Below are 14,087 nucleotides of genomic sequence, written 5' to 3' on the forward strand. Positions count from 1 at the left end.
GATGCGTAAGCAATGGCTGGGGATCTGCATAGCAGCAGGGCTGCTGGCGGCATGTTCGGGTGAAGACGTTCAACAAAAAACGGTCAGCACTCCACAGCCGGCCGTTTGCAATGGCCCGACGGTGGAAATTAGCGGCGCCGATCCGCAGTATGAAACGCCTAACGCAACGGCGAATCAGGATTACGAACGCGATGGCAAAAGCTATAAAATCGTTCAGGATCCCTCTAACTTCACCCAGGCGGGCTTCGCAGCTATCTACGACGCCGAGCCTAACAGCAATCTGACCGCATCGGGTGAAGCGTTTGATCCCACGCAGCTTACCGCAGCCCACCCCACGCTGCCGATCCCAAGCTACGCGCGGATCACCAACCTGGCGAACGGCCGCATGATCGTAGTACGTATCAACGATCGCGGCCCCTACGGTAACGATCGCGTGATTTCACTGTCGCGCGCCTCAGCCGATCGCCTCAATACCTCGAATAACACCAAAGTGCGCATCGATCCGATCGTCGTCGCGCCGGACGGCTCGCTTTCCGGTCCGGGGATGGCATGTACGACAGTGGCCAAACAGACCTATGCCCTGCCTGCCCGCCCGAATCTTGACGGCGATAACAGCGCGGGGATGAGTCAACCCGCACAAACTGACGTGCACGCCATCAGTAACTCAACCCTGAAGCCGGAAGACACTACCGGCGCTCCGGTTAGCAGCGGCGGTTTCCTCGGCGCGCCGACGCCGCTGAATAACGGCGTGCTGGAAGGCAGCGAGCCTGTCGTGCAAACCGCGCCGGTTACCGCACCAGGCTCAGTACAAGGCAGCGTTGCGCCTGCCGTAGCCGCCACTGCCGCCGTGACGCCTGCCGCAGCGGCCAGCGCCGGCGGAGATTTCGTCGTGCAGGTCGGCGCCGTCAGCGATCAATCGCGCGCCCAGCAGTACCAGCAGCGTCTGAGCCAGCAATTTTCCGTCCCGGGCCGCGTCACGCAAAACGGCGCGGTATGGCGGATTCAGCTCGGCCCATTCAGCAGCAAAGCGCAGGCCAGCACGATCCAGCAGCGTCTGCAAAGCGAAGCTCAGCTGCAGTCATTTATTACTCGCGCCAACTAAAGGCATCGCACCCGCGTCCCCTGCTCGTTGCGCATGACAAAGTCATTAACAAAGTCGTGCGCAATGTCGGATGCTGGTTCGTAGTGCGTTTGTTATAGTAAGGCACTTTTTTAACTCCATCACGGATGCCGTTGTTCAGACCATGAAGACCTCTTTTACCGCTCGTTTACTCGTTACGGCGCTCTCCGTGGCAGCGCTGTCCTCCGCTGCCCGCGCCGATGACCTGAATATCAAAACTATGATCCCAGGCGCCCCGCAGATTGACGCCGAATCCTGGATTCTTATCGATTACAACTCAGGCAAAGTACTGGCAGAAAACAACGCCGACTCCCGCCGTGACCCGGCAAGTCTGACCAAGATGATGACCAGCTATGTGATTGGTCAGGCCATGAAGGCGGGCAAGTTTAAAGAGTCCGATCTGGTCACCGTGGGTAACGACGCATGGGCGACCGGCAACCCGGTCTTTAAAGGCTCCTCGTTGATGTTCCTTAAACCGGGTATGCAAGTGCCGGTTTCCCAGCTGATCCGCGGTATCAACCTGCAGTCCGGCAACGACGCCTGCGTGGCGATGGCCGACTACGTCGCCGGTAGCCAGGATGCCTTCGTCAGCCTGATGAACAACTACGTTAACGCCCTTGGCCTGAAAAACACCCACTTCCAGACCGTTCACGGCCTGGATGCCGATGGTCAGTTCAGCTCCGCGCGCGACATGGCGCTTATTGGCCAGGCGCTGGTGCGCGATGTCCCGAACGAATACACCATCTATAAAGAAAAAGAGTTTACCTTCAACGGTATTCGCCAGCTCAACCGCAACGGACTACTGTGGGACAACAGCCTGAACGTCGACGGGATTAAAACCGGCCATACCGACAAAGCGGGCTATAACCTCGTGGCTTCCGCAACCGAAGGCCAGATGCGCCTGATCTCCGCCGTAATGGGCGGCCGTACTTACAAAGGCCGCGAGTCCGAAAGCAAAAAGCTGCTGACCTGGGGCTTCCGCTTCTTCGAAACCGTTAACCCGATTAAAGCCGGTAAAGAGTTCGCCTCTGAACCCGCCTGGTTCGGCGATAGCGATCGCGCCTCTCTCGGCGTGGATAAAGACGTTTATCTGACTATCCCGCGCGGCCGCATGAAAGATCTGAAGGCCAGCTACGTGCTAAATAACGCCGAGCTGCATGCGCCGCTGCAGAAAAATCAGGTGGTCGGCACGATTAACTTCCAGCTGGATGGCAAAACGATCGATCAGCGCCCTCTGGTCGTACTGCAGGAAATCCCGGAAGGCAATTTCTTCGGCAAAATCATTGATTACATTAAGTTAATGTTCCATCACTGGTTTGGTTAAAAATCGACCACTTGAAAGTGTGATTTACATCCCCATATACTAGATATCCTGATAACTCCCACACGTCGTGGGAGTTATTATTTTTTGTTGTAACACCGGAGCTGACATGAAAACCAAACTTAACGAACTGCTTGAATTCCCTACTCCATTTACTTACAAAGTAATGGGACAGGCGTTGCCGGAGCTGGTTGACCAGGTGGTTGAAGTGGTACAGCGCCATGCACCAGGTGATTACTCTCCGACGGTAAAACCCAGCAGCAAAGGCAACTACCACTCAGTCTCTATTACCATCAATGCAACCCACATTGAGCAGGTAGAAACCCTGTATGAAGAACTGGGCAATATTGAAATCGTACGGATGGTGCTGTAAATCGATTCCCCCGACCCGGCCCTGCGCCGGGTCTTTCTCGCTGTGATATACTCCCCCACTCAAATCATTCTCTCTCTGCGGAGACGTTGTTTTGCAGCACAATAAAATCCTCATCCGCCAGCTCGGCCTGCAACCTTACGAACCTGTCTCGCAGGCAATGCATGAGTTTACCGATAGTCGCGACGATGCCACCCTGGATGAAATCTGGCTGGTGGAGCATCATCCGGTGTTCACGCAGGGTCAGGCCGGAAAGGCTGAACATGTTCTGGTCCCCGGCGAGATACCGGTTATTCAGAGCGATCGCGGCGGACAGGTCACCTATCATGGCCCCGGACAGCAGGTGATGTACGTTCTGCTGAATCTTAAACGCCGCAAGCTGGGCGTGCGTGAGCTGGTGACTCTTTTAGAGCAAACTGTCGTTAACACCCTGGCGGAGTATGGTATTGAATCGCACCCGCGGGCAGACGCGCCCGGCGTCTACGTGGGCGAACAGAAGATCTGCTCTCTGGGTTTGCGTATCCGCAAAGGTTGCTCATTCCACGGTCTGGCGCTGAATATCAACATGGATCTGTCACCATTCCTCAGGATTAACCCATGCGGTTATGCCGGAATGGAGATGACGCAGATGCGCCAGTGGCGGCCTGATGCTCGTACGGATACCGTCGCGCCACGCCTCGCCGCCAATTTGCTGGCTTTACTGAACGATCCGCCGGCGGAATTTATTCAATCCCGCTAGCCATCACGTCCCGTGAGCGCGGGACGTCACATTTTTCCATCAGGCTGGATTAAGTCTTTATTTTTGCAATCAATTATCACTAATAAAATCATTGTGCCCGCTATAATGGTGCTAATCATCACTAGCGGAAATATAGAGTGGACGAAAATAACTCTCAGCCAGAACCAACCGAACGCCTTGACGATCGCCACGATCGACAGATGTTTCGCATTCTGCGTAATATTGATCTCAATTTACTCACTATTTTTGAAGCGGTTTACGTCCATAAAGGTATCGTCAACGCGGCCAAAATACTGAATATCACGCCCTCTGCGATTAGTCAGTCCATCAACAAACTGCGCGCCCTCTTCCCTGACCCGCTTTTTATCCGTAAGGGCCAGGGCGTGACGCCAACGGCTTATGCCTCGCATCTTCATAAGCATATTAGCCAGGGTATGGAAGCATTTCTCAACGCCCTGGATTTAACCGGAAATACCCGTAGCGAGCGGGTGATAACCGTGGCTACCTCGCCGGCCATTGGCGCGTTGATCATGCCGGTTATCACCAGACAGCTGCGGAGCGTCTTTCCCCAGATTTTGCTGCACAATGTCGCCATCACCGACGCGGCCAGCCAGTTAAACCAGCGTCAGGTTGACCTGCTGATTGACAGCTTCCCCCATAGCGGGCAGGCGATTACGCACCATGTGCTGTTTCAGGATAGCGTACATATCTTCTGCCGGGCAGGGCATCCGGCCCTGGCGCTGCCGGCAACCTCAGCAAACCTGAGTCAATATGAATTCGCGCTTCTGCAGCCTGAAGGCCAGCGCTATACGACCATCCTGCGCCACCTGCAGGAGCATCTCGGCGAACGTCGCTATGGGTTCAGCAGCTACAATCTGTTAACTCAGGCAGCCCTGGTCAACGACAGCGATATGCTGGGGCTAATCACGTCCGGAATGTTCTCGCTGGTCGAGAAGATTTGGCCCTTAAAAATGATCGATTTTCCGCCTCTACGGGAAGAAAGAATTGATATTGCGCTGCACTATAACAAGCTCAGCGCGCAGGAGCCCTTGTTGAAAGAGATCGTCGAGACGATTCGCCATGCTTTTTAGTCGATAAAGCACGTGAGGGAAAAGCATAAAACAACAACTATTTTACAATTTGCCGGCCAGCAGGCTGCTTTATCCCCCGTATCAATGATATACTGCCTGCGTTTAATTCAAAAATAGTTGATAAATGCAACATTTACTTGAATTGATTCGCTTTCCTTCGTCACTCGCAACTGGAACACGCACGCTATGAGTAAACCCATTGTGATGGAACGCGGTGTTAAATACCGCGATGCCGATAAAATGGCCCTTATCCCGGTGAAAAACGTGGCAACTGAGCGTGAAGCTCTGCTCAGAAAACCGGAATGGATGAAAATCAAACTTCCGGCTGACTCGTCCCGTATCCAGGGGATCAAGGCAGCGATGCGTAAGAACGGCCTGCACTCCGTGTGCGAAGAAGCCTCTTGCCCCAACCTCGCGGAATGTTTTAACCACGGAACGGCAACCTTTATGATTCTGGGCGCCATCTGTACCCGCCGTTGCCCGTTCTGCGATGTTGCCCACGGTCGCCCGGTGACGCCGGACGCCAACGAGCCGCAGAAGCTGGCGCAAACCATCGCCGATATGGCGCTGCGCTATGTGGTGGTGACTTCCGTGGATCGTGACGATCTGCGCGATGGCGGCGCTCAGCACTTTGCCGACTGCATCAAAGCGATTCGTGAAAAAAGCCCGACGATTAAAATTGAAACCCTGGTACCGGACTTCCGCGGCCGTATGGATCGTGCGCTGGAAATCCTCCAGGCGACGCCGCCGGACGTGTTTAACCATAACCTGGAAAACGTGCCGCGCCTGTATCGCCAGGTACGCCCGGGCGCCGACTACAACTGGTCGCTGAAGCTGCTGGAACGCTTTAAAGAAGCGCATCCAGAGATCCCGACGAAATCAGGCCTGATGGTTGGTTTAGGCGAAACCAACGCTGAAATCGTTGAAGTGATGCGCGATCTGCGTCGCCACGGCGTCACCATGCTGACGTTAGGCCAGTATTTGCAGCCGAGCCGCCATCACCTGCCGGTACAGCGCTACGTGAGCCCGGATGAGTTCGAAGAGATGAAAGCCGAAGCGATGGCCATGGGCTTTACCCATGCTGCCTGCGGCCCGTTCGTTCGTTCATCCTATCATGCCGACCTGCAGGCCAAAGGCATGGAAGTGAAGTAACCCCTCCGGCCGCGGCGTAATATTTTTCGCGCTGCGGCCCATCCTGCCGATGCATTCCATTACTCAGTAAAAAACCCGACGCGGTAACAGTTGGTTGCATCTTTTTCGGCGAAACTTCGTGCATATAACATAAAGAGGCCGCAGCGTTAACGCTGCGGCCTCTTTGCCGACGCGGTCTCCCCGTCGGAAGCGAGCCTCCTTCATCAGGAAACTCGTCGCGAATTACTCTTTATGAGAGAGCTTCTGTGCCGGCGCTTCTTCAGCACTGGTCTTCTTCGCACTGTCATCGTCATCGCTCATGGCTTTTTTAAAGCCTTTGATAGCCGAGCCCAGGTCTCCACCCAGCGTGCGTAACTTTTTGGTACCAAACACCAGGATAATCAGCGCTGCGACTACCAGCAGTTTGGTAATACTAATCTCACCCATAGCTAACCTTCTTCTCTAATACAAGCTGCGAATACGCCATCATACACGCATACAATTAACGGCTATTTGACGCGCGGACACAATAGCAATCTGTAACAAGGTGAATCAAGCCTTGTTTAAAAAAACGTCATAATAATTGCGGTGGCGCAAAGCGGCGATTGCGCAACACCGGCAGGCGCTCGCGTACCTGCTGAATATAATCAGCTGAAAGTTCGGCAAAAATCAACTGCGGCCGCTCTCCCGCCCCGGCAAGCGTTGTCCCTAAGGGGTCGATAATACGGCTTTGACCGATATTACGCGTCCCGCACTCTCCTGCGGCGACAATATAGCAGGTTGTATCCAGCGCCCGCGCCGCCAGCAGCGTCGCCCAGTGATGTTCCTTCAGCGGCCCTTTTACCCACGCGGCAGGCAACACTATGAGCTGCGCGCCGCTGAGCGCTAACGACAGGGCCAGCTCAGGGAAACGTAAATCGTAGCAGGTCATCAGCCCGACGCGCATCCCGTCGACTTCGATCAGCGGCGGAATTTGCCACCCGGCATCGACCAGCCTGGATTCCTGGATATTGAACGCATCATAGAGATGCAGTTTCTGATATTGCGCCACAATCTTCCCCTGACGCAGGGCCACCAGCGTATTCGTCGCTCGACCTTCGCCGGAAGGGATATGCAGGGTCAGCACCGTCGTCAAAGCGCTGTTTTCGCTCTCCGCCAGCAAGAGCTGTAAGAAGCCGCCATCCAGCTGCTGGGCGGATTTAACCGATAAATCCGCATCGTTATCGTCTCGCGCCAGCAACGCCTCAGGCAGAACCAGAAGCGACGCCCCCCGCTCCGCGGCCTGGCGCATCATGCTGACGCAGGTCTGCGCGTTTCCCGTCCAGTCCGGCGTTACGGCAAATTGTCCGGCAGCAACAAGCATCTTTTCTCTCCCATCAGGTTAGTCGTAGCCAGTGAGGTCTTTCGCGCGCTACACTCGAAGTTTAGTCTCGATCAATAAACAGGGAATGACCGTGTTGCAACTCCTTTTGGCTGTGTTTCTTGGCGGCGGCACCGGCAGCGTTTTGCGCTGGTGGCTGGGTATGAAGTTTAACCCCATGCATCATGCTATCCCCATTGGTACGCTCACCGCTAACCTGCTGGGCGCTTTTATTATCGGCGCAGGGCTGGCATGGTTTAATCGCCTGACGGATATCGATCCGATGTGGAAGCTGCTTATCACCACTGGCTTTTGCGGCGGGCTGACCACCTTCTCCACTTTCTCCGCCGAGGTGGTGTTTCTCCTGCAGCAGGGGCGCTTTAGCTGGGCGTTACTCAACGTACTCGTCAACTTATTAGGCTCATTTGCCATGACCGCCGCTGCGTTCTGGCTGTTCTCTCATGCCGCCAGCCGCTAACCGCAGGCAAAAAAAAACCCGCCATGAGCGGGTTTTTATATTCTACTGACGCGTTGCTTAGATAGGCATTACGTTTGCAGCAGAAGGGCCTTTGGCACCGTTAGTGATTTCGAACTCTACGCGCTGACCTTCAGCCAGAGTTTTGAAACCGTTGGACTGGATTGCAGAGAAATGTACGAATACATCTTTGCTGCCATCTTCCGGAGTAATGAAACCGAATCCTTTGGACTCATTAAACCACTTAACGTTACCTTTAATCTTAGACATCAAAATTACCTTTATATGAAAAAATCGACACTAATACTGTGTCGGGTATCAGTACACCAATTGTGGTACCTTTTGTCCAGCGCAACTTTGCTAAAAAGTGATAAAAGTCTCTATCTTTTTGTACCTCGTTCCCTTTAGTCTTTGTTTTTCCACAAGACAGTCCGCTTATCTCTTTTATGGCTATCAAAATTCGCATCAAAACTGAATGCGCGCCCAGGCAAAGTAAACGTTACCGTTGTTGTAGGTACCGGGTATATAGGTCATCTGGAACGTTGCCGGGCCGTAACCGATGGAAGCCAGGGGCAGCACGACCGGAATCGGGATATATTTCCAGTTATCACGCGCCGTCACGCCAAGCGTGTAGCCCAGACCAAGGTGGAAATTATCGTCCGCCAGCGGACGCCAGGTCTTCTCCCAGCCATAGCCGCCGATAGGCTCCCATTTGTTATAAGAGTCTTTAAACGCCATCAGATAGATGCCATGCCAGTTCCCTTTATCGTCCCAGCGCGAGACCCCGAAGCCGGCGCCCCACGGGCGTTCGTTATAGCGGTCCGTTTTCTCTTTATCGTAGGCGAAACGGGCATGCCAGGTCACCGCGGGGATATAAAGATCGTAGTGCTCAGGCTCATTCCACGTCTGCGAGACGTTATCGCTTAGCGTATTGTAGCCGTCGCGAAGCGTCGAGCTAAACGATGCGTTAGCGGAGGTGGATGATAGCAGCAGGCCCAGGCATCCAAGAAAAAATCCTATAAATCGACGTCGCATTAACACGTTCTCTTACCAGTATCATTTTTAAAGCGGAGTAAGATAGCAAAGATAAACTTAATACTACCTTAACGGAATTAGGCAAACTCTTGATTTGCCCGGTACAAAAAATCTGAAATCCCCCTCGCCTGACGTTTAACTATGCGGCCTTGTACCGTCAGAGAGAGATTCTCATCGATTTATTGATTTGCATCAGCGAGTTTCGCCCGTTTTTTAGGCACATTCGCTCACTTAATTTTTCCTTCGCTTTATTTATCAGCAGATTCTTTGGGTTAATGGTTTAGGGGTAAAAGAATGCTTACGCTAGTAGAGATCCTGATTGGGATTGTGGTCATTGTGGGCGTCGCCCGCTACATCATTAAAGGCTATTCCGCCACCGGCGTGCTGTTCGTCGGTGGCTTAGTATTACTCATCGCCAGTGCGCTAATGGGGCATAAGATTTTACCTGGCGACGCAAAGAGCACCGGTTACTCCGCCACCGATATTGTTGAATATATCAAGATACTGCTTATGAGCCGCGGCGGCGACCTCGGCATGATGATCATGATGCTCTGCGGGTTCGCGACCTATATGACGCACATCGGCGCCAATGACATGGTGGTGAAGCTGGCGTCGAAACCGCTGCGCTTCATTAACTCACCCTATCTACTGATGATCGCCGCCTATTTCGTTGCCTGCCTGATGTCGCTGGCCGTCTCCTCGGCAACCGGTCTGGGGGTGCTGCTGATGGCGACGCTGTTCCCGGTCATGGTCAACGTTGGCATCAGCCGCGGTGCCGCCGCCGCTATTTGCGCCTCTCCGGCGGCGATTATTCTGTCCCCGACCTCCGGTGATGTCGTGCTGGCCGCTAAGGCCGCCGAAATGCCGCTGATTGACTTTGCCTTTAAAACCACGCTGCCTATCTCGATTGTCGCCATTATCTGCATGGCGATCGCTCACTTTTTCTGGCAGCGCTACCTGGATAAAAAAGAAAACGTCGCCCATGAAATGCTCGATGTAAACGAGATAACCACCACCGCTCCCGCCTTCTACGCCATTTTGCCGTTTACCCCGATAATCGGAGTACTGATTTTCGACGGCAAATGGGGCCCAGAGCTGCATATCATCACTATTCTTGTTCTCTGCATGCTTCTGGCGGCGGTTCTGGAATTCTGCCGCGGCTTTAACACCAAAAATGTGTTTAACGGCCTGGAGGCGGCGTATCGCGGCATGGCTGACGCGTTTGCCGGAGTGGTGATGCTGCTGGTTGCCGCCGGCGTCTTTGCTCAGGGGCTGAGTACCATTGGCTTTATTAACGGCCTGATCTCCATTGCGACTTCTTTCGGCTCCGCCAGTATTATTCTGATGCTGGTACTGGTCATTCTGACCATGCTGGCGGCGATGACCACAGGCTCTGGTAATGCCCCCTTCTATGCTTTCGTTGAGATGATCCCGAAGCTGGCGCACTCTTCCGGTATCAATCCGGCTTATCTTTCGATTCCGATGCTGCAGGCGTCTAACCTTGGCCGAACCATTTCGCCGGTATCCGGCGTGGTGGTCGCCGTCGCCGGGATGGCAAAAATTTCGCCGTTTGAGGTGGTAAAACGGACCTCTGTCCCGGTTCTGGTGGGTTTGTTAGTGGTGATTATCGCCACCGAAGTGCTGGTTCCCGGCAGCGCAATCCGCTAACGGTGAAACCCTGTGAAAAGGCGCCTGTTGGCGCCTTTTTTATGCTTTAATAACGCAATGTTATCAATGACCATTCGTCATCAGGAATAAAAATGTTCAGGAAGGATTTCGTCGCCATTGCCCTTTTGCTTAGCGCCGCCCAGGTCAGCGCGGATCCGCTGATCGCCACGCAATACGGTGATTTTGACCGCTACGTGCTGGCTCTCTCCTGGCAAACGGGGTTCTGCCAAAGTATGCAAGACCGAAACCGCGGCGAGCCGGAAGAGTGTCGCCTGCAGCAGGAACTCAGCAATAAAGCCGATTTCCTCACCGTTCACGGCCTGTGGCCGAGCCTGCCAAAATCCATTGCCGCGCGCGGAGTGGACGAGCGCCGCTGGATGCGTTTTGGCTGCGCGACCCGCCCTGTTCCCAACATGCCTGAAGCGAAAGCCGGGCAAAAATGTCGGGCGGCGGAAACCGGTCTATCGCTGGAAATGGCAAATAAACTTAACGGCGTCATGCCGGGTTCGGGCGGCAACTCATGCCTTGAACGTTATGAATACGCCAAGCATGGCGTTTGCTTTGGGTTTGATCCTGACAACTATTTCGGCGCCATGGTGCGCCTGAACGGCGAAATTAAGCAAGGGCCTCTTGGCGCTTTCCTGGCCAAACATTACGGGCAAACCGTTAGCCGGGATGACTTCAACGCCGCGGTCGCTCAGGCCTATGGAAAACAGAACGTTAAGGCGTTTAAGTTGACCTGCAACGGCAACCCCCCCTATCTGACAGAGATGCAAATCTCCATCAAAGCCGCGGCTATCAATGCTCCGTTATCCGCTAACTCACTCTTACCCCAGCCCCATCCGGGGAACTGCGGTAAGCAATTTCTGCTGGATAAAGCCGGCTAGGTTTTATACGACTTAGCTATCGTTCGTTAATGAATGTGCGTTTAATCACTTCAAACCACCAGCAAGTCTCAGTATGATGAGAGGACATTAACCCTTGCCATTTTCGGTGAGGGTTTTCTTTTACGGACAGGTTCCTGGATAACATGGAGTATGAGATGACCAGACCCGCAATCATCATTAATGAACTTGACGCAGAGCGCATTGACAGGCTGCTGGAACAACCGGCTTTCGCCAACTCGCCGGTCGCGGACGCGCTAAATGACGAGCTTGACCGCGCGCAAATGCTGGCCCCTGAAGCCATGCCGCATGATGTTGTCAGCATGAATAGCCAGGTCAGGTTTCGCGATTTAACAACCGGCGAAGAGCGCATCCGCACCCTGGTTTTCCCGGCCCAGGTAACGGATAGCGCCACTCAGCTATCGGTTATGGCCCCGGTTGGCGCCGCCCTGCTGGGATTGAAAGTCGGCAGCGCGATCCACTGGGAATTACCGGGCGGCACCTCAACGCACCTTGAAGTGCTGGAACTGCTCTATCAGCCGGAAGCCGCTGGCGATTTCCACCGTTAACCCCCTTCCTGCCTGAGGCGTTTCACGCTTTATCCAGAGGATGTATCTACATCCTCTTTCTGAGCTTTTCACTCTTCACTTCTCATTTGACAAACTTTTACGCCGCACTCCAGCCGATCTGACAATTTTGCGACCTGAATGGCACAATACTTTCCTATAATGTGTTGATATAAAAGCAGACGAACAAGGAGGAATGCATATGTATAAAACAATCATTATGCCCGTTGATGTCTTTGAAATGGAGTTAAGCGATAAAGCCGTTCGCCATGCCGAGTTTTTAGCCCAGCAGGACGGGGTTATCCATCTTCTCCACGTACTACCCGGCTCATCAAGCTTCACGATGAGTCGTTTTACCGCCGACCTGCGCCGCTTTGAAGAGCACTTGCAGCACGAAGCAGAAACGCGCCTGAAAACGATGGCCGGACATTTCAGCATTGACCCGTCGCGAATCAAAATGCACGTCCGCTTTGGCAACGTGCGCGATATGGTCAATGAACTGGCCAATGAAATAAAAGCCGATGTGGTCGTGATTGGCTCCCGCAATCCTTCCATCAGCACGCACCTGCTGGGCTCCAACGCCTCAAGCGTGATTCGTCATGCCCATATTCCGGTGATGGTGGTCAGATAACTCCAGCGAGCTAAAAAAAAGAGGCTACCCAAGGGTAGCCTCTTTACTGTGCAGGTTGAGTCTTACTTTATTATGAATTATGCAGTTTTAGTGCGAATCAGGTAATCGAACGAGCTCAGCGACGCCTTCGCACCTTCGCCGGTGGCGATAATGATCTGTTTATACGGAACGGTCGTGCAGTCGCCGGCGGCGAAAACGCCCTTCACGTTGGTTTCACATTTCGCATCAATGATGATTTCACCCATGCGGTTGCGCTCAATCGCGCCTTCCAGCCAGTTGGTATTCGGCAGCAGACCTATCTGAACGAAAATCCCCGCCAGCGCCACGTGGTGTTCATCGCCGCTCACCCGGTCGCGGTACTGCAGGCCGGTGACTTTGCTGCCGTCGCCCACCACTTCTGTGGTCTGCGCGTTAAGGATGATATCGACGTTTTTCAGGCTACGCACTTTATCCTGCAGAACCTGGTCGGCCTTCATTTCCGGCGCGAACTCCAGCAGAGTAACATGCTCAACAACGCCTGCCAGATCGATTGCCGCTTCCACACCGGAGTTACCGCCGCCGATCACCGCCACGCGCTTGCCTTTAAACAGCGGGCCGTCGCAGTGCGGGCAGTAGGTTACGCCCTTGGTACGATACTGATCCTCACCCGGCACGTTCATGTTACGCCATTTCGCGCCGGTGGCAATGATCACGCTGCGCGCTTTCAGCACCGCGCCGGAGGCGGTTTCAATCTGATGCAGACCGCCTTCAACCGCCGCAGGGATCAGTTTTGAGGCGCTCTGGGAATCGATAACATCAACATCGTATTCGCTAACGTGCGCTTTTAATGCGCCAGCCAGTTTCTGGCCTTCCGTTTTAGGTACTGAGATATAGTTTTCGATATCCACGGTATCCAGCACCTGGCCGCCAAAACGCTCGCCCATCAGGCCGGTACGAATGCCTTTGCGCGCGGAGTAAACGGCTGCAGCTGCGCCGGACGGGCCGGAACCGACGATTAAGACATCGTAGGCTTCACGTTTATTCAGCTCTTCCGCCGCACGTTTTTCCGCACCGGTATCCACTTTAGCCACGATTTCAGTCAGCGTCATGCGGCCCTGACCAAATTCCTTACCGTTCATAAATACCGCCGGTACGCCCATCACGTTGCGTTCGGTGATTTCATTTTGATACGTTCCGCCGTCAATCGCCGTGTGCTTGATGCGCGGGTTCAGTACCGCCATCAGGTTCAGCGCCTGAACCACATCCGGGCAGTTATGGCATGAAAGCGAATAGTAGGTTTCGAATTCAAAATCGCCGTCGATATTGCGGATCTGCTCCAGCAGGGTCTGGGCTTCTTTTGACGGATGACCGCCGGTCCACAGCAGAGCCAGAACCAAAGAGGTGAATTCATGTCCCAGCGGAGAGCCGGCAAAGCGCGGTCCCTGGCTGGAGCCGGGGTTGGTAATCAGGAATGACGGCTTACGCACCGCCAGGCCGTTATCTTCTTTGAAGGTGACTTTATCTGAGAGTTCAGCAATTTCAGCCAGCAGTTCCCTGATTTCTGCCGATTTAGCGCCGTCATCCAGCGTGGCAATCAGCTCAACAGGTTTAGTCAGCTTCTCAAGGTAAGCCTTGAGCTGGGTTTTCATGTTGGTGTCGAGCATTTTTATCTCCTGGGCTTAAAACATCATCATGCAAGCGGCCTCGTCCAGGCAGC

16 protein-coding genes are annotated in these 14,087 nt (G+C 53.9%); 11 read left to right on the top strand and 5 right to left on the bottom strand.

Annotated features, from left to right (window positions below; translation table 11 throughout):
- Position 1 precedes the first annotated feature (1 nt).
- From rlpA to lipA, 6 genes are all read left to right on the top strand, one after another.
- Positions 2 to 1,102, top strand: coding sequence for an endolytic peptidoglycan transglycosylase RlpA (gene rlpA, locus CMQ96_RS17880; RefSeq protein WP_004134184.1), 1,101 nt, complete (start codon positions 2 to 4; stop codon positions 1,100 to 1,102).
- A gap of 142 nt (positions 1,103 to 1,244) precedes the next feature.
- On the top strand, positions 1,245 to 2,444 hold the full coding sequence (gene dacA / locus CMQ96_RS17885; RefSeq protein ID WP_004134186.1) for a D-alanyl-D-alanine carboxypeptidase DacA: 1,200 nt from the start codon (positions 1,245 to 1,247) through the stop codon (positions 2,442 to 2,444).
- A 106-nt stretch (positions 2,445 to 2,550) separates the two neighbouring features.
- Positions 2,551 to 2,814, top strand: coding sequence for a DUF493 family protein YbeD (gene ybeD, locus CMQ96_RS17890; protein WP_004100153.1), 264 nt, complete (start codon positions 2,551 to 2,553; stop codon positions 2,812 to 2,814).
- A 91-nt stretch (positions 2,815 to 2,905) separates the two neighbouring features.
- Positions 2,906 to 3,550: a lipoyl(octanoyl) transferase LipB gene (lipB, locus tag CMQ96_RS17895; RefSeq protein WP_024358813.1), complete on the top strand. Its 645-nt coding sequence runs from the start codon at positions 2,906 to 2,908 to the stop codon at positions 3,548 to 3,550.
- A gap of 137 nt (positions 3,551 to 3,687) precedes the next feature.
- On the top strand, positions 3,688 to 4,641 hold the full coding sequence (locus tag CMQ96_RS17900; protein WP_098067094.1) for a YbeF family transcriptional regulator: 954 nt from the start codon (positions 3,688 to 3,690) through the stop codon (positions 4,639 to 4,641).
- A gap of 186 nt (positions 4,642 to 4,827) precedes the next feature.
- Positions 4,828 to 5,793: a lipoyl synthase gene (gene lipA, locus CMQ96_RS17905; RefSeq protein ID WP_004130412.1), complete on the top strand. Its 966-nt coding sequence runs from the start codon at positions 4,828 to 4,830 to the stop codon at positions 5,791 to 5,793.
- Between the two features lie 222 nt (positions 5,794 to 6,015).
- On the opposite strand, the gene tatE is transcribed toward lipA, so the two are convergent.
- Positions 6,016 to 6,219: a twin-arginine translocase subunit TatE gene (gene tatE / locus CMQ96_RS17910; RefSeq protein WP_004100149.1), complete on the bottom strand. Its 204-nt coding sequence runs from the start codon at positions 6,217 to 6,219 to the stop codon at positions 6,016 to 6,018.
- A 127-nt stretch (positions 6,220 to 6,346) separates the two neighbouring features.
- Complete coding sequence (locus CMQ96_RS17915; protein ID WP_098067095.1) at positions 6,347 to 7,135, bottom strand: deaminated glutathione amidase; 789 nt, start codon at positions 7,133 to 7,135, stop codon at positions 6,347 to 6,349.
- Between the two features lie 91 nt (positions 7,136 to 7,226).
- Here CMQ96_RS17915 and crcB point away from each other — a divergent pair, with 91 nt between their 5' ends.
- A complete protein-coding gene (gene crcB / locus CMQ96_RS17920; protein ID WP_024358815.1) occupies positions 7,227 to 7,610 on the top strand; it encodes a fluoride efflux transporter CrcB in 384 nt (127 codons plus the stop codon).
- A gap of 57 nt (positions 7,611 to 7,667) precedes the next feature.
- Here the strand turns inward: crcB and cspE are convergent, their stop codons facing one another.
- Together cspE and pagP are read right to left on the bottom strand one after the other, a co-directional pair.
- A complete protein-coding gene (gene cspE / locus CMQ96_RS17925; protein WP_004100146.1) occupies positions 7,668 to 7,877 on the bottom strand; it encodes a transcription antiterminator/RNA stability regulator CspE in 210 nt (69 codons plus the stop codon).
- Between the two features lie 195 nt (positions 7,878 to 8,072).
- Positions 8,073 to 8,648: a lipid IV(A) palmitoyltransferase PagP gene (pagP, locus tag CMQ96_RS17930; protein WP_162685303.1), complete on the bottom strand. Its 576-nt coding sequence runs from the start codon at positions 8,646 to 8,648 to the stop codon at positions 8,073 to 8,075.
- 288 nt (positions 8,649 to 8,936) lie between these two features.
- Between pagP and dcuC the strand changes: the two genes are divergently transcribed.
- From dcuC to uspG, 4 genes are all read left to right on the top strand, one after another.
- On the top strand, positions 8,937 to 10,310 hold the full coding sequence (gene dcuC / locus CMQ96_RS17940) for an anaerobic C4-dicarboxylate transporter DcuC (protein ID WP_024358817.1): 1,374 nt from the start codon (positions 8,937 to 8,939) through the stop codon (positions 10,308 to 10,310).
- Between the two features lie 92 nt (positions 10,311 to 10,402).
- Positions 10,403 to 11,197, top strand: a complete 795-nt coding sequence (gene rna, locus CMQ96_RS17945; protein ID WP_049086610.1) for a ribonuclease I — start codon at positions 10,403 to 10,405, stop codon at positions 11,195 to 11,197.
- Between the two features lie 155 nt (positions 11,198 to 11,352).
- A complete protein-coding gene (gene rnk, locus CMQ96_RS17950; protein WP_004111326.1) occupies positions 11,353 to 11,763 on the top strand; it encodes a nucleoside diphosphate kinase regulator in 411 nt (136 codons plus the stop codon).
- A 199-nt stretch (positions 11,764 to 11,962) separates the two neighbouring features.
- Positions 11,963 to 12,391, top strand: coding sequence for a universal stress protein UspG (gene uspG / locus CMQ96_RS17955; RefSeq protein WP_004100140.1), 429 nt, complete (start codon positions 11,963 to 11,965; stop codon positions 12,389 to 12,391).
- 77 nt (positions 12,392 to 12,468) lie between these two features.
- On the opposite strand, the gene ahpF is transcribed toward uspG, so the two are convergent.
- Positions 12,469 to 14,034, bottom strand: coding sequence for an alkyl hydroperoxide reductase subunit F (gene ahpF / locus CMQ96_RS17960; RefSeq protein WP_024358819.1), 1,566 nt, complete (start codon positions 14,032 to 14,034; stop codon positions 12,469 to 12,471).
- Positions 14,035 to 14,087 lie beyond the last annotated feature (53 nt).

The sequence above is a fragment of the Klebsiella sp. MBT K-1 genome (assembly GCF_002556465.1).
GTDB lineage: Bacteria > Pseudomonadota > Gammaproteobacteria > Enterobacterales > Enterobacteriaceae > Klebsiella > Klebsiella grimontii.